Genomic DNA, 16,112 nt, shown 5'->3' with positions numbered 1-16,112 from the left:
ATTGTAGATAAAAGTAGTATTTTGTAGTATTTTTATCTAAATTATTATGAAATAAATAATGATAATGTTTATCTAAATTTAAGAAAGCTAGTACTATACTTGCGACTATGATTTTAAAAATGAATATCATTTCGGAGTAAAATAGTGTTTAAAAAAATAAGCTTGTTGATAATTTTTTTATTTTGTACTATTGTTTATGCTAGAGAGATTGATTATCAAAAAGAAGCCCAAGCAATCAAACAAATTTTAAATGAAAGTATGATTTTATATAAAGAAAATAAAAATTTAGAAGCAAAGAAAAAAGCAGAAGATGCATATTTTCAGCATTTTGAAACCATGGAAGGCTCTATTGGGCGTAATGTTGGTAGAAAAGCCATTGTTATGGAGCGTAAATTTGTTAATTTAAGAAAGTTGTATAAAGATAAAGAGGATTTTTCTAAAATAGAAGCTTTGATTAGTAGTTTGTATTTTGATTTAGATGAAATCATTCCTGTTTTAGAAAAAGGCTTTCAGCTTAAAGCCGAAGCTAGTGATGTAAATTATGATAAAAAGGCAGCTGAAAACTCATCTTTAAAAGCAGAAAAAGAGCGCCAAGCACAAGCTGAAGCGATGTTTGCGGCTTTGCTTGGAGAGAATGTTAAAGAGCAAACTTCACAAAATTCAGCTCAAAGTTTGATTGCTCAAGAACAAAGCACTCAAAAAGATGAGGCATTGCTAGCTTTACAAGAAGCTTCGGCTTTGGATGCAAGATTGCAATTTTTAATGGATTCGATGGTTTCAAAGCTTGATCAAGCTGCGTTAGCTTTTGTAAATAAAGATTATCAAAAAGCTAAAGATTTGATTCAATCATCATTGTTTGAAGACTATAGAAACTCAAAAGTAGAAGTTTTAGTGGCAAGATATACTAAGGCAGGAGTGGATAAAAAAATTCAAACTAAACTTAGAACTATTATAAGAAAAATCAATGCCAATACTTTAGATGAAAAAACTATTAGAGATGAAATTTCAAACATATCAGATTTATTATATGAAGCGTTTTTAGCTTTACCTAAAGAAGAATTAGCTTTACTTCAAGTTAAAGGCTTTGATGAGAGTGCTATGAGTACTAAAAACTATACTAAAGTATATGATGATATGAAAATTGCTCTTAATAATATTTTGCAAAATTACGAGGGATTTAGTTTAAATAGTATAGATGCTTTACAAAATGTGTATTTGGATATTTTTGAAGCAAGTGGTATGGAAAGTAAAATTGGTGCTATTGATAGTGCTTTAAAATTGAAAATAGAAAGTTATTTTTCAAAAGGCGTTGCGCTTATTAAAGCAAGTGCTTCCAAAGAAGAATTAAAACAAAATTTTGATGAGCTTAGTGCCTTAGTGGAAAGCTCTTTAGATAAAATTCAAGAATCCTCACCTATGTCTTTATTTATATGGGCTTTGGGTATTATTTTAAGAGAAGGTTTGGAAGCTTTAATTATCATTGTGGCTATAGTTTCATATCTAGTTCAAAGTGGCAATAAAAAGCGTTTAAATATAGTATATTCAGCACTTTGGAGTGGTGTGTTTTTAAGTTTTGTAACAGCATTTTTTATTTCATGGATTTTTAAAGAACAAGCAGGGCAAAGCAGAGAGTTGCTAGAAGGCATTACTATGCTTGTGGCTGTTGCATTATTATTTTATGTGGGTTTTTGGCTTTTATCAAATGCGCAAAATAAAAAATGGGCAAATCACATAAAAACTCAAGCGGTTGAAGCTATATCAAATAATTCAGCAAAAACCTTATGGTTTAGTGTATTTTTAGCTGTATATAGAGAAGGTGCTGAAACTATTCTTTTTTATCAAGCTTTATTGTTTGATGCAAAAACAAGCACAGATTATAGTTTTATATTTATAGGATTAGCTAGCGGATTAATTATACTTATCATACTTTATTATTTATTAAAAGCTGGTGCTTTGAAAATACCAGTAAAACAATTTTTCTATATAACTTCATACATTATTTTTTACATGGTCTTTGTCTTTACAGGCAAAGGCATTGGTGAGCTCATAGAGGCTAAGCTTATTACACCAAGCCTACTTCCTTTTGATTTTGAAGGAATTTTATGGCTTGGAATTTATCCTTATTATGAGAGCATCATACCTCAGTTTATGGTTTTAATCTTACTCATTATGGGTATTTTTATAACAAAGCAAATTTCAAATAAAAGGGAAAAAATATGAAAAAAACTTTATTAAGTTTAGGCGCAGCAGCTAGTATTTTAGCTAGTTCAGTTTTTGCAGCAGAGGTGCCAATTGGCGATCCTTATGAATTAAATGGTATGGAAATAGCAGCGGTTTATTTACAGCCAATCGAAATGGAGCCAAGAGGGATTGATCTTGCGGCAAGTTTAGCAGATATTCACCTTGAGGCAGATATTCATGCATTAAAGGGTAATAAAAATGGCTTTCCAGAAGGCTTTTGGATTCCTTATTTAACTATAGCTTATAAGCTAACTAATCTTGATAATGGTAAAGTAAAAACAGGAACCCTTATGCCTATGGTAGCAGATGATGGCCCTCACTATGGTGCGAATTTAAAAATGGATACAGGCATAGGAAATTATGAGTTAGTATTTTTAATAGAAAGTCCAGAAAAACAAGGTTTTGGACGTCATGTTGATAAAGAAACAGGTGTTGGTAAGTGGTTTGAGCCATTTTCAGTTAAATATAATTTCAAATACACAGGAAAACCGAAGTGATTTTTACCCTAGCTTTTGCTAGGGTTTATTTATGAAATTATCGATTTTATAAATAAATTCTATCAAAGAAGAGCCTATGTCGATTTATTTTGTACATTTTTTTGGAGCATTTTTTTCTTATGCGCTTTTGAGTGCTTTATTTTTTTATAATCTAAAAAATTCTTTAGTGTTTAAACTTGCTTTTGTGGGTTTTGTTTTTTCTTATTTTGCTTTTTTTATTAGTGCTAAAACACTAAGTTATGATTTGTTATATTTTTCTAATGATATTTTATTTGTTTTATTGTTTTTGGGAGTTATCATTTTTTCTTTTATAAAAAATAATTTTTTAAAAGAAAAAATTCAAGCAATATTGCTTTTTTTATTATCTTTTGCTTTTGGTATAAAATATTTACATATTTCTATTGATTTTCCTATATTAAGCACTAATTTTTTAGATTCTTTAGCGATTAGTTCTTTTGGGCTTATTTTGCTTGCTTTTATTATGTGTTTTGGGGTTTATCTTTTTATGAGGTGGCTAAGAGAATTTAAATTTAAGTTTTTAAATTTATTTTTATTTGTTATCGTGATTTTTTATCTAAATGAAGCTTTAGCACAAATTTTATTACACCTTATGAGAGAAGGCGTGGTAGAAACAGAAAGCTTGTATTTAAGCTATGTGGCAAAAAGTGTATATTATGCTAAATTTTATACTTATGTATGGTTTGTGTTGTTAGGACTTTGTGTCGTTTTAGCTCTAAAACAAAGAGTAGGAGAAAACACCAAGAAAAAAGATTTTGATATAGAATTTAGAAAAAATCAAGCAAAAAATTCAACTATAACTAGTTTTAGTGCAAGTATTTTTAGTGCTATGATTTTAAGTCTTTGTATTTTTCTTTTTTATGACTTGCATGCTTCAAGACCGGTAACCATAGATGAACCAACCTATGTAGAGCCAAATGAAAATGATGAATTTGTCTTTGATGTAGCGATTTTAAGAGATAACAACTTACATCGCTTTGCTTATATTAGCGATGAGGGTAAAGTGGTGAGATTTTTCTTAATTAATAAAAGAGAAGATAAAGACTCTCCAGTAGCAGTTTTTGATGCTTGTAGTATATGTGGGGATATGGGGTATGTTAAAAAAGGTGGAGAATTAATTTGCATCTCATGTAATGTTAGAATTTTCTTACCAAGTGTAGGTAAAGCAGGTGGGTGTAATCCTATCCCTATGAAGTATAAATTTGAAAATGGTAAAGTTATTATACCTTTTTCAGAAATTTTAGATGGGGTAAATTTTTTCACTCAAGTAGTAGAAAAGAAAGTTTATGACCCTATTGATCATACTGAATTAATTAATTTGAAAGCACCAAGATCTTATGTTTATAAAGGTAGAACATATTTTTTTGCGAATGAAAAAAATTATGAAGAGTTTAAAAATGATCCTTTAAAATACATCGATATGAATAAGACTTCAAAATATAGAATTCATAATTTATTAGGAAATGACTATGCAAGTTAAGATTGTAAAAAATTCCATTTTTCAAAATAAAATTCAAAAATCCCTAGCTTTGCTAACGATTTTTTTAGCTACTTTACTTATGGCTACTATGTTAAATCTTACTTTGGGTATAGGTAATGAAATCACAAAAGAATTAAGAAGTTATGGATCAAACATTTTAGTTTTACCTAAAGGTGCAAGTTTAAGTGTAGAAGTGGGTAGTAAAATCTACGAGCCTTTAAAAAATCAAAATTTTTTAGAAGAAAACAAACTCCATACTATAAAAGAAATTTTTTGGAGAAATAATATCAATGCCTTTGCACCATTTTTAGATATCCAAGTAAAAATTCAAACCCCAAATGCAAATTATGAAAATATCTCTTTAGTGGGAACTTATTTTGATAAGGCTATAAAAGTTCAAGATGATGATGATTTTTATGCAGGTATTAAAGAATTATATAAATATAGTCAAATCAAAGGAAATTACCCAAAAGATGATAGCTTAGATGAAATAATGCTAGGAAAGGATTTGGCACAAAAGTATGATTTAAAAATTAATGATGAAATCTCCCTGACGCAAAATGATCAAATTTTTAAAGTAAAAATCATTGGCATTATAGATCTAACTCAAGCCTTTTCAAATAAAATCATTACTTCTTTACTTTTAGCACAAAAGCTTTCTAAAAAAGAAGGTTTATTTGCTAAAGCAGAAGTTTCAGCTTTGACTATACCTGAAAATGATTTAGCGCAAAAAGCAAGACGCGATGTAGATAGCCTTGATCAGCTTGAGTATGATCAGTGGTATTGCACTGCTTATGTAAGTTCTATTGCATATCAAATCGCAGAAGATTTTAAAGGTGCTAGCACAAAAGTAGTGAGTGCGATTTCTGATGCAGAAAGTTTGATAGTATCTAAAATTCAATCTTTAATGGCAGTAGTTAGCATTATATGTTTAATCGTAGCTTCCATAGCCATATCATCTTTAATGAGTGCAGATATTTTTAGAAGAAAAAGCGAAATAGGGCTTTTAAAAGCCTTGGGTGCTAGCACTTTGCAAATTTATATGATTTTTGCGCTAGAAGGGGTTGTGGTAGCTTTAATTGGGGCTGTTTTTGGTTTTGTTTTTGGCGTGGGAGTTTCAGAAGCTATTGCTCTAAGTATATTTGATCATGCTATTGCTATATCTTGGATTATTTTACCAATTTGTTTATTTTTTGCAGTGCTTATAGTATTTCTAGGATGTTTGTTTTCTATCAAAGGAATTTCTAAACTTTCTACTTCAGAGGTTTTATATGGCAAATAATTTTTTTATGCAAGAGGTTTTTAAATCTCTTATTTTTTCTTATAAAAGAGTTTGTATTATTTTTATAGCTGTGTTTATAGGTGCTATGGTTAGTGCCTCATTTTTTAATATTTATTTTGATATTGATACAAAATTATCTAAAGAATTAAAAGCTTATGGGGCTAATTTTATCATCACGCCAAAAGATGGTGAGTTTTTAGGTATGGATGAATTTAATCAAGCCAAAGAAAACTTGAAAGCAAAAGCCTTAACCCCATTTTTATATGGTTTTTATAATCTTGAAAGTTCAAGTGCGGTAGTTGTTGGGGTTGATTTTGCAAATTTAAAGCTTACCAAGCCTTTTATGGAGGTTTTAAAAGGAAGCTTTTCTTTGAGTGATTTTAGTGAAGATAGTGCTTTTGTGGGGGTTGATTTAGCTAAACAATTAGAGCTTAAAATAGGACAAGAATTACAAATTTATAACCCAAGTATATCTAAAATAGTCAAAGTAAAAATCAAAGCTATTTTAAGAAGCAACGATGAGCAAGATGGGGTTTTAATTATCTCTTTAAAAAAAGCTCAAGAATTAGCAGCCAAAGAAGTGATAAATTACGCTCAAGCTATTTTACTGGGCGATTATGAAAGCTTGGATCAAAAAGCAAAAGAGCTTAGCAAGGCTAATATAGAAGCCAAAGTTATAGCATCAGTATCCATTAGCGAGGGTGTGATTTTAGAAAAAATCAAAGCTTTAATGGCTTTGATTAGCTTAACGATTTTACTCATTAGTTCTTTGAGTGTAAATACCACTCTTAGTGCGGTAATTTTTTCAAGAAAAAAAGAAATAGCCCTGCATCTTGCACTAGGAGCTAAGCATAGAGAAGTCATCAAACTTTTTGGAGCTGAAGTATTTATTTTAAGCTTAAGTGCGAGTTTGCTTGGTGCTTTTTGTGGATATTTTTTGGCAAATATTTTTGGGTATTTGATTTTTAATGCAAGTATAGATTTTAGATTGCTTTCAGTGTTTTTTGCGGTGCTTATCTCTTTAGTATTTGCTTTTTTTGCAAGTATTTTACCGCTAAAAAAAGCCTTAAAAATCAATGTTTGTGAAAATTTAAAGGGTGAGTGATGAAAAATATTATAAAAATTTCAAATTTAAATCGTAATTTTAATGAAGTTAAAGCTTTGCAAAATATCAACCTAGAAGTAAAGCAAGGTGAATGGCTAGCCATCATGGGTCCATCGGGTTCAGGTAAATCAACACTTTTAAATATACTTTCTTTGATGGATACTCAAAGTAGTGGGGAGTATTTTTTAGATGATAAAGAAGTTGGAAATTTAAGCGAAGAAGAAAAAAGCGTGATTAGAAGAGAAAAAATAGGTTTGATTTTTCAGCAATTTCATTTAATACCTTATTTAAATGCTCTAGAAAATGTTATGCTAGCTCAGTTTTATCACTCAAGCACAGAACAAAAAGACGCTATAATGGCACTAGAAAAAGTAGGACTTTCACACAGACTTACGCATTTACCAAGCCAATTAAGTGGCGGGGAGCAACAAAGGCTATGTATAGCAAGAGCTTTAGTGAATGATCCTGAAATTTTATTAGCAGATGAGCCAACTGGAAATTTAGATGAGGCAAATGAAAAAAACATTTTAGAGCTTTTTTGTAAATTAAAACAAGATGGCAAAACCATAGTTTTAATCACTCATAATCCAGATCTAGCTACCTTTGCTGATAGAACTATCATTTTAAGCCATGGAGTGATGAAAAGTGAAAATTAAAAATATAATTTTAGCTTGTTTATGTTTAGTTTTTTTAAGTGCATGTTTTGAAAACAACAATAAAAATGGTGGCAAAATAGGCCTAAAAGCACCAGAAATCGCAGCTAAAAATTTACAAGGTGAGAAAATCAAGCTAGCTGATTTTGATAATCTTATCGTTTTAACCTTTGTGGAGCAAGGCTGTGCATCTTGTTTAAAAGACTTACCACTTTTAGAAAAACTAGCTAATGAATATCCTAAAAAAATCACTATTTTAGCGCTTGATTCTATAGACAAGGGTAGGGATTTTGAAGAATTTGCTACAAAATATGATTACAAAAATATCACATTTTTACAAGATGATTTAGACATCTCATGGCAAAGATTTAGCGTTTTTGCGGTGCCAACTACTTTTGTCATTAAAGAAGGAGTTGTACAAGATAAAATCATAGGAGAAAAGCCATGGTCGCAACTAAAAGCTTCTATTGCTTCTTGGCTTTAATAAGCATTTTTTTCTTTAGTGCATGCTCAAATAACGAATTTCAAACACTAAATTCAAATCAAAACTATATTTTCAAATATGATGGTTTTGAAAAAACCTTAAAAACACAAAATGCAAATCAAGCTTATGCTTTATTTTTTTTCACACAAGATTGTGGTGCATGTAATGCGCAAATTCCGATGTTAAATGAACTTTACAAAGAAAGAAATTTTTCTATTTTAGCGGTGTTAAATGGAGCTAAATCAAAAGAGGAAGCCCAAAAAATTCTTTTGGAAAAAAAGCTAGATTTGCCACTTTTATATGAAGCTAAGGCAAGTTCATTTTTGTCTAAAGCTGTGGGTGGAATTTATGGTGTGCCTGTGATAGTTTTTTATGATGAAAAAGGTAAAATAAATGAAAAATTTATCGGACTTATCCCAAAAGGTATTTTAGAAAATAAAATTAAATTTTTGCAATAATGTTTAAATTTTTAAAAATGTACGAATTTTAGCGCACAAGGTTCATTTAAACACCAAAGAAAATTTCAGGTTTTAATTTAAGCATTAAACAATATGCTGCCAAACTAGCTTGCTCTCTTGTGTAATTTCTATTGCCTTGTATGTGAATACATTCTTGTAAAAAGGTTCCATCTTTATACATAGCTCCTATATAGATGGTGCCTGCTTTGGTGTTTTTATCATTTTCTTCTCCAGCTACCCCGCTAAGTGCTAAGGCAAAATCACAATTTGTGGTTTTAAACACACCCTTTAGCATAAAATATATACAACGATCAGAATATTCTCCAACACTCTCTAAAGTATCATTGCTCACCCCAAGCCATGAATTTTTCAAACGATTAGAATAAGTAATCAAAGAACCCTCAAATACACTAGAAATTCCTGAATTTTCAGCAAATTTTGAGGCGCAAAGTCCAGCTGTACAGCTTTCTGCAAAGGAAATTTTTAAGTTTTTTTCTAAAAGTTTTTTGGCTATAAATTTAATAGGATCATTTCCTAAAAATACTTTGCCTGTAAAAAGTTTAAAAACTCCCTTTAAAAAGCCTTCCAGCTTTCCATACTGACTAGCGCTTGCTCTAATGCAAATGAGATTATCTAATAATGCACTTGAGCTAGTTTGAATTTCAAAAGACGCAGTAAGTGTACTAAGTAGGATATTTGCACTCATTTCATCGATATCTAAAAGACAAAAATAAGCATAATCAAGTTCAGGGTTTTGCAAAATCGAAGGTAATTTTTGTTCTATGTTTATGTTTAATAAATTAATATGGCATTGCTCAAAAGAGCTTAAAAAGGAATTTTTATCACGCAAAGCTTTTGAAGGTACTAGAGTATCATTTTCTAAGATTAAAACATCATCATTTAAGGTTGCTATGATTTTAGCTATGGTCGCATAGTATTCGCTAATGCTAAAAATGGTTATATAATCATATTCTTTAGAAAGTTTTTCAAGTAAAAAAGGAAGTTCTTTATCAGGTTTGTTTATAAATTTGATCTCATGAAGTTCTAAAAACTGCTTTTTGTATTCTTCTTGTATATAATGCATATAATTTTCATTAATGATGATTTCACTACCTATAATGATGATAAGATGTTTCATGATTTTCCTTTTTTTATTGCGATTATAACAAAAAAATAAGTGCAAATTAAAAGTATTTTAAGTAGAATTTACTATTTTTAAATTTTTCAAGGTGGATTATATGGATTATAAAGATACGCTATTGCTTCCAAATACGACTTTTGCAATGCGTGCAAATTTAGCAGAGCTTGAGCCTAAGCGTTTTGATAAATGGTTTGAAAATAACTATGCTTATGAGAAAATGAAACAAAAAAGACAAGGAGTAAGTGAGAGTTTTACTCTGCATGATGGCCCTCCTTATGCTAATGGGCATTTGCATATTGGCCATGCTTTAAATAAAATTTTAAAAGATATCATCATAAAAATGCATTATTTTCAAGGTAAAAAAGTGCGTTTTACTCCAGGTTGGGATTGTCATGGTTTGCCAATAGAACAGCAAGTTGAAGTAAAATTAAAAGATAAAAAACAAAATTTAAGCAAAAAGCAAATTCGCGAGCTTTGTAGAGAGCATGCAAGAGAATTTGTAAATATCCAAAGAGATGAATTTAAATCCTTAGGTGTGATTGCTGATTGGGATGAGCCATACTTGACTATGAAAAATGCTTTTGAAGCAGATATTTACAAAGCTTTATGTAAAATCGCTAAAAAAGGACTTTTGCTTGAAAGAAGTAAACCTGTTTTTTGGAGCTGGGCTGCTAAAAGTGCATTAGCAGAAGCTGAAGTAGAGTATGAAGAAAAAGAAGATTATTCTATATATGTAGCTTTTAATTTAGATGAGGCATCTTGTAAAAAACTTGGCGTTGAAAATGCAAAAGCTGTTATTTGGACTACTACGCCTTGGACTTTACCGGCAAATCAAGCTATATCTTTAAATCCAAATGAAAAATATATCATCACTAAAGAAGGTTATATCTTTGCTAAGGCTTTACTTGAAAATATGATCAATAAAAATTTCACTCAAGGTGAAATTCAAAAAGAGCTTTTAGGCTCTGAGTTTGAAAATTTAAGTGCTATTAATCCGCTAAATCAAAGAAAATCCACTCTTATTTTAGGCGAGCATGTATTAATGGATGGTGGAACAGGGCTTGTGCATACTGCACCTGGGCATGGGGAAGATGATTATTATGTGTGTTTGAAATATAATATCGAAGTGATTATGCCTGTGGATGATGGTGGGTGTTATGATGAAACGCTAAGAGCTAAAGGACTTTTGCCTGAGCATTTGCTAAATGAATTTATAGGACTTCATATTTTTAAAGCAAATGAGCGAATTTTAGAATTACTTGGAAAAAATTTGCTTGAAAGTTCTAAATTTACACATTCTTATCCATTTTGTTGGAGAACTCATAAACCTGTTATTTATAGAGCTACAAAGCAATGGTTTATCTTAATGGATGAGAAAAAATTAGATGGAAAATCTTTAAGAGAGCTAGCGTTAGAGCAACTAAATAGCGTGAAATTTTACCCAGAAAGTGGGGTAAAAAGACTTAGTTCTATGATAGAAAATCGCCCTGATTGGTGTATATCAAGACAAAGAGATTGGGGTGTGCCTATAGCATTTTTTAGAGATAAAAAATCACAAGAGGTGGTTTTTGATGATGATGTTTTAGATCATTTGGTGGAAATTTTTGAAGCAAATGGAGCTGATGCTTGGTGGGATTTAGAAATAAAAGATTTATTGCCGCCAAATAGCAAATATGACCCAAATAATTTAGAAAAAGTTTATGATATCTTAGATGTTTGGTTTGATAGTGGAAGCACTTGGGAAGCGGTGCTAAATTCAAAAAGATATGACGCAGGGGAGTATCAAGCTTCTATGTATCTTGAAGGAAGTGATCAGCACCGCGGATGGTTTCAAAGCTCGCTTTTAATTTCTACAGCAATCAATCACAAAACCCCATATAAAAACATACTTACTCATGGATTTACCGTTGATGAAAAGGGTCAAAAAATGAGTAAATCAAAAGGCAATGTGATCTTGCCTCAAAATGTTGCTAAAAATTATGGGGTAGAAATTTTAAGACTTTGGATAATGCTTAGTGATTATTCAACGGATTTAAAAATTTCAGATAATATCTTAAAACAAGTAAGCGAGCAGTATAGAAAGATAAGAAATACCATAAGATTTTTACTTGCAAATACCAATGATATAGAATTTGTAGAAACTAAAAATTTCACACTTTTAGACAAGTGGATCTTAATGCGTGCTAAAATGGCTTTTGAAATTTGTGAAAATGCTTTTGAAAAATACGAATTTTCAAAAGGCTTTAGCGTGCTTTTAAATTTTTTAAGTGCTGATTTAAGTGGAATTTATCTTGATATTTGTAAGGATAGATTGTATTGTAATGCAAAAGATGATAGCAAAAGAGTAAGCGCACAAAGTGCAATGGTGTTAATTGCTAGAAAGCTTTTTGCACTTTTGGCTCCAAGTTTGACTTATACTATAGATGAAGCCTTAGAGCATGCAAATGTAGCTATAAAAGAAAATGCCAAAGATGTGTTTGACTTGCTAAATAAACAAGGCTTTGAGTATGAGTATAAAATCGAAGATGAATTGTTTATCAAATCAAGAGAGAAATTTTTTGAAATTATTGATGGATTAAAAAAAGATAAAATTATAAAATCTACCTTAGAGCTATCTTTACAAACTAGTGCAAATGAGCTTTTAAGTGAAGATTTAGAAGAAATAGCTGATTGGTTTATGGTAAGTGTTGTAGAAAGCATAGATGAGCAAAAAGCTTTGGCTGAATTTAAGATAGATAATATTGGCTTTAAAATCGTAAAATCTTCTTTAAACAAATGTCCAAGATGTTGGAAATTTTTAGCAAAAGAAGATGGATGTTTGTGTCCAAGATGTAATGGGGTTGAAAAAGCAAAAAATGTTTGAGCAAGAATTACCTACTAGTGTGATAATAATAACCTTAGCATGTTTTTTGGTTGTAGGTTTGACTTTACTTTATGTGGTTAGAAAATTAAAGGATAAATAATGGTAACTTTAGAAGAAGCTTTGAAATTTTCAAAAGAAGAGATAATAAATTTAAAAAAAGAATTAAATCAAAAAGCAAAAGAGCAAAAACATCTTGGTGCTTATGTTGAGCAATTTTTAGATAAAGATCTAAGTGAAAGTGGCGATGGAGTGCCTGTTGCTATAAAAGATAATATTAGTGTAAAAGATTGGGAATTAACTTGTGCTTCTAAGATTTTGCAAGGTTATGTAGCTCCATATGATGCAAGCGTTATAACCAATTTACGCAAAAACAACCTTTCTCCTTTTGGAAGATGTAATATGGATGAATTTGCCATGGGAAGCACTAGTGCGACTTCATTTTATGGTAAAACCTTAAATCCACATGATAACACAAAAGTTCCAGGTGGAAGTAGCGGGGGAAGTGCAGCAGCTGTTGCTAGTGGTTTGGCGATTGCAAGTTTGGGTTCTGATACTGGTGGTTCAGTTAGACAACCTGCTGCTTTTTGTGGATGTGTTGGGTTTAAGCCAAGTTATGGAAGAGTTAGTAGATATGGTTTGGCTGCATATTCTTCAAGCCTTGATCAAATAGGGGTTTTAACGCAAAATGTTAAAGACGCGGCTATTTTATATGATGTTATAGCTGGATATGATGAAAAAGATAGCACAAGTGCAAACATAGCTTTTGAGCCAACTGCGCCAAAACTAAATGCAAATAAAAAGCTAAAAATAGCTGTAATTAAAAATTATATAGATCAGACTAATGATGATGTAAAACAAGCTTTATTAAAAACCATAGATATGTTAAAAGCAAATGGGTATGAGATTGTTTATAAAGATTTGATGGATTCTACATTTGATGTTGCAGCTTATTATATCATAGCAGCAGCTGAAGCAAGCGCAAATTTAAGCCGTTATGATGGTGTAAGATATGGTAGAAGAAGCGAAAAATGTGACAATCTTAGCCAAATGTATATAAATAGCAGAAGTGAAGGTTTTGGAGAAGAAGTAAAAAGAAGAATTTTATTAGGAACCTTTGTTTTAAGTAGTGGCTATTATGATGCATATTACATTAAAGCACAAAAGGCTAGAAGATTTATTAAACAAAAATATGAAGAGATTTTAAATGATTGTGATTTGATTTTTATGCCAGTTGCTCCAAGTGTTGCTTTTGGGCTTAATGATGTTAAAACTCCTATTCAAATGTATTTAGAAGATGTATTTACTATTTCAGTGAATTTAGCAGGACTTGGCGGTATTAGCGTGCCAGTAGGAAAAAACGAAAATGGGCTTAATATTTCTGCTCAGCTTATATGTAAAGCTTATGATGAGCAAACTTTATTAGATGGTGCTTTGAGCTTGGAAGAAATTATCAAAAACAAATAAAGGAAAAATTATGAAAATCATCAAACGCGCTTTGACTTTTGAGGATGTTTTGCTAGTTCCTCAATATTCTGAGGTTTTACCTAAAGAAGTAGATATAAAAACAAAACTTACTAAAAATATTACTTTAAACATGCCTTTAATTTCAGCTGCTATGGATACAGTAACTGAACACAGAGCTGCTATCATGATGGCAAGGCTTGGTGGTATAGGAGTTATCCATAAAAATATGGATATAGCCTCACAAGTTAGAGAGATAAAAAGAGTTAAAAAAAGTGAAAGTGGGGTGATCATTGATCCTATTTATATAGGGGCTAAAGCAAGTGTAAAAGAAGCATTAGAACTCATGGCAGAATATAGAATTTCAGGCGTTCCTGTAGTAGATGAGAATAAAACTCTAATAGGAATTTTAACCAATCGTGATTTAAGATTTGAAACAAATTTTGATAATTTAGTTGAAAATGTAATGACAAAAATGCCTTTAATTACAGCTAAAAAAGGCTCTACTTTAGATGATGCTGAAAGAATTTTTTCTACTAATAAAGTCGAAAAGCTTCCAATTGTTGATGAAAATAATCATTTAGAGGGTTTAATCACCATAAAAGATCTTAAAAAACGCAAAGAATATCCAAATTCAAATAAAGATTCTTATGGAAGATTAAGAGTGGCTGCAGCAGTTGGTGTAGGACAGCTTGATCGTGTAAGAGCTTTGGTAGATGCTGAAGTAGATGTTATAGTGATGGATAGTGCGCATGGGCATTCTAAAGGGATTATTGATACATTAAAAGCTATTAAGGCTGAATTTAGTGTTGATGTTATAGTAGGAAATGTTGCAAGTGCTAAGGCTGTAAAAGATTTATGTGAAGCAGGAGCTGATGCTATTAAAATAGGCATAGGGCCAGGTAGTATTTGCACTACACGCATTGTTTCAGGTGTAGGTGTGCCTCAAATTTCAGCCATAGATGAATGTGCTATAGAAGCAAGTAAATACGGCGTGCCAGTTATCGCTGATGGTGGTATAAAATATTCAGGCGATATTGCAAAAGCTATCGCAGCAGGTGCAAGCAGTGTGATGATAGGATCGCTTCTAGCAGGAACTGATGAAAGCCCAGGGGAACTTTTTACCTATCAAGGAAGACAATATAAATCTTATCGTGGCATGGGAAGCTTGGGTGCTATGCAAAAAGGAAGTTCTGATAGATATTTTCAAGAAGGCACTGCCCAAGATAAATTAGTGCCTGAGGGCATTGAAGGTAGGGTGCCTTATGTAGGAAGTATAAAAAATGTAGTACATCAATTACTAGGCGGACTTAGATCTTCTATGGGTTATGTGGGTGCTCCTAGTATAAAAGATTTTCAAGAAAGGGCTGAATTTGTAGAAATTACCGCAGCTGGTTTAAAAGAAAGTCATGTACATGATGTTACTATAACTGCTGAAGCTCCAAATTATAAAGTGAGTAATTAATGGAATTTGAAGATTATGTAAAACAAGCTGAGGAATCTTTGGAAAAATTAAACGATAAAGATTTAAAACTTCAAACTTGCGTGGAAATTTATAAAGATGGTTTAAAGAATATCCAAGCAGCAAGAGAGCTTTTAGAAAAAGCTAAATTAGAAATAGAGCAAATTGATGAGTAGCATTGTAGCTTTGCAATTTCCCACTTTAGCTTTAAGTGAATCAAGGCTTGATTATTATCTAAAAGCAGCTAAGGAAAGTGGTGCGAATTTGGTGGTTTTGGGTGAGTATGTTTTAAATAGTTTTTTTAGTGAATTAAAAACCATGCCAAAAAGCATGATAAAAGAACAAAGTGAGAGTAAAAAAGAAAGTTTGATCAAGCTTTCTAAAAAATATGATTTAACCATTATAGCGCCTTTAATAAGTGCTGAAAATGATGGTTTTAAAAAAATATGCATTAAGGTAAATCCTCAAGGCATTAAAAATTACGAGCAACAAATTCTAATGCCTTATGCACATTGGAATGAAGAAAAATTTTTTAACAATAAAAAAACTGATAAGCTTAAACTTTTTACTTTTACGCATGAGGGCTTAAAATGTGCTTTGCTTTTTGGTTTTGAAGCGCATTTTGATATCTTTTGGCAAATGATCATGAAAAAAAAGATAGATTTAGTCATCATTCCTACAGCTAGCACTTTTGATAGTAATCAAAGATGGTTAGAATTACTAAAAACAAGAGCTTTTTTAAATTCTACTAATATTTTAAGAGTAAATCGCATAGGAAATTTAAAACAAGAAAATGAGTGGAAATTTTATGGAGATAGCTTTTTTATAGACGCTTTTGGAGAAGTGCAAGAACAACTTGGCGATCAAGAAGAAATGCTTGTAGTAGAGGTATCTAAAGCAAATGAAGCTAGAAATTTATGGGGCTTTGAAAAGATAATTAAAGATAAAGAAATTAACTAAGGAAAAA

General features: G+C 31.0%; 14 protein-coding genes. 13 read left to right on the top strand and 1 reads right to left on the bottom strand.

Annotation, left to right across the window (positions count from 1 at the left end):
* The first annotated feature begins 144 nt into the window (after positions 1–144).
* The 8 genes from CLLT_RS05890 to CLLT_RS05855 all read left to right on the top strand — a co-directional run bounded on the left by CLLT_RS05890 (position 145) and on the right by CLLT_RS05855 (position 8,218).
* A complete protein-coding gene (locus CLLT_RS05890) occupies positions 145–2,220 on the top strand; it encodes an FTR1 family iron permease (protein ID WP_115613996.1) in 2,076 nt (691 codons plus the stop codon).
* Entirely contained in the window at positions 2,217–2,738 is a 522-nt protein-coding gene (locus tag CLLT_RS05885; RefSeq protein ID WP_012661874.1) for a ferrirhodotorulic acid transporter, periplasmic binding protein, read from the top strand. The genes CLLT_RS05890 and CLLT_RS05885 overlap by 4 nt, the downstream gene beginning before the upstream one ends.
* A 76-nt stretch (positions 2,739–2,814) precedes the next feature.
* Positions 2,815–4,236: a Fe-S-containing protein gene (locus tag CLLT_RS05880; protein WP_012661873.1), complete on the top strand. Its 1,422-nt coding sequence runs from the start codon at positions 2,815–2,817 to the stop codon at positions 4,234–4,236.
* Positions 4,226–5,518 (top strand): ABC transporter permease, encoded by a 1,293-nt coding sequence (locus CLLT_RS05875; RefSeq protein WP_074692693.1) that lies wholly within the window; start codon positions 4,226–4,228, stop codon positions 5,516–5,518. The genes CLLT_RS05880 and CLLT_RS05875 overlap by 11 nt, the downstream gene beginning before the upstream one ends.
* Positions 5,508–6,623, top strand: a complete 1,116-nt coding sequence (locus CLLT_RS05870; protein ID WP_070256540.1) for an ABC transporter permease — start codon at positions 5,508–5,510, stop codon at positions 6,621–6,623. The genes CLLT_RS05875 and CLLT_RS05870 overlap by 11 nt, the downstream gene beginning before the upstream one ends.
* A complete protein-coding gene (locus tag CLLT_RS05865) occupies positions 6,623–7,279 on the top strand; it encodes an ABC transporter ATP-binding protein (RefSeq protein ID WP_074692694.1) in 657 nt (218 codons plus the stop codon). The genes CLLT_RS05870 and CLLT_RS05865 overlap by 1 nt, the downstream gene beginning before the upstream one ends.
* Positions 7,269–7,760: a TlpA family protein disulfide reductase gene (locus tag CLLT_RS05860; protein ID WP_012661869.1), complete on the top strand. Its 492-nt coding sequence runs from the start codon at positions 7,269–7,271 to the stop codon at positions 7,758–7,760. The genes CLLT_RS05865 and CLLT_RS05860 overlap by 11 nt, the downstream gene beginning before the upstream one ends.
* Positions 7,721–8,218 carry a TlpA family protein disulfide reductase gene (locus tag CLLT_RS05855; protein WP_012661868.1) on the top strand — a complete coding sequence of 166 codons (498 nt, stop codon included), beginning with the start codon at positions 7,721–7,723 and terminating at the stop codon, positions 8,216–8,218. The genes CLLT_RS05860 and CLLT_RS05855 overlap by 40 nt, the downstream gene beginning before the upstream one ends.
* Positions 8,219–8,264: 46 nt before the next feature.
* On the opposite strand, the gene CLLT_RS05850 is transcribed toward CLLT_RS05855, so the two are convergent.
* Entirely contained in the window at positions 8,265–9,356 is a 1,092-nt protein-coding gene (locus CLLT_RS05850; RefSeq protein ID WP_012661867.1) for a CinA family protein, read from the bottom strand.
* A gap of 100 nt (positions 9,357–9,456) precedes the next feature.
* Here CLLT_RS05850 and ileS point away from each other — a divergent pair, with 100 nt between their 5' ends.
* The 5 genes from ileS to CLLT_RS05825 all read left to right on the top strand — a co-directional run bounded on the left by ileS (position 9,457) and on the right by CLLT_RS05825 (position 16,105).
* Positions 9,457–12,222, top strand: coding sequence for an isoleucine--tRNA ligase (ileS, locus tag CLLT_RS05845; RefSeq protein ID WP_074692696.1), 2,766 nt, complete (start codon positions 9,457–9,459; stop codon positions 12,220–12,222).
* 99 nt (positions 12,223–12,321) lie between these two features.
* Positions 12,322–13,686: an Asp-tRNA(Asn)/Glu-tRNA(Gln) amidotransferase subunit GatA gene (gene gatA, locus CLLT_RS05840; protein ID WP_074692697.1), complete on the top strand. Its 1,365-nt coding sequence runs from the start codon at positions 12,322–12,324 to the stop codon at positions 13,684–13,686.
* 10 nt (positions 13,687–13,696) lie between these two features.
* Positions 13,697–15,148: an IMP dehydrogenase gene (gene guaB, locus CLLT_RS05835; protein ID WP_074692699.1), complete on the top strand. Its 1,452-nt coding sequence runs from the start codon at positions 13,697–13,699 to the stop codon at positions 15,146–15,148.
* Complete coding sequence (locus tag CLLT_RS05830) at positions 15,148–15,321, top strand: exodeoxyribonuclease VII small subunit (protein WP_041570296.1); 174 nt, start codon at positions 15,148–15,150, stop codon at positions 15,319–15,321. Before guaB ends, CLLT_RS05830 begins: the two co-directional genes overlap by 1 nt.
* Positions 15,314–16,105 carry a carbon-nitrogen hydrolase family protein gene (locus tag CLLT_RS05825; protein ID WP_074692701.1) on the top strand — a complete coding sequence of 264 codons (792 nt, stop codon included), beginning with the start codon at positions 15,314–15,316 and terminating at the stop codon, positions 16,103–16,105. The genes CLLT_RS05830 and CLLT_RS05825 overlap by 8 nt, the downstream gene beginning before the upstream one ends.
* Positions 16,106–16,112: the final 7 nt, after the last annotated feature.

This window comes from Campylobacter lari subsp. lari (assembly GCF_013372185.1).
Taxonomy (GTDB): Bacteria; Campylobacterota; Campylobacteria; order Campylobacterales; family Campylobacteraceae; genus Campylobacter_D; species Campylobacter_D lari.
This window is presented reverse-complemented; position numbering and strand designations above follow the sequence as displayed.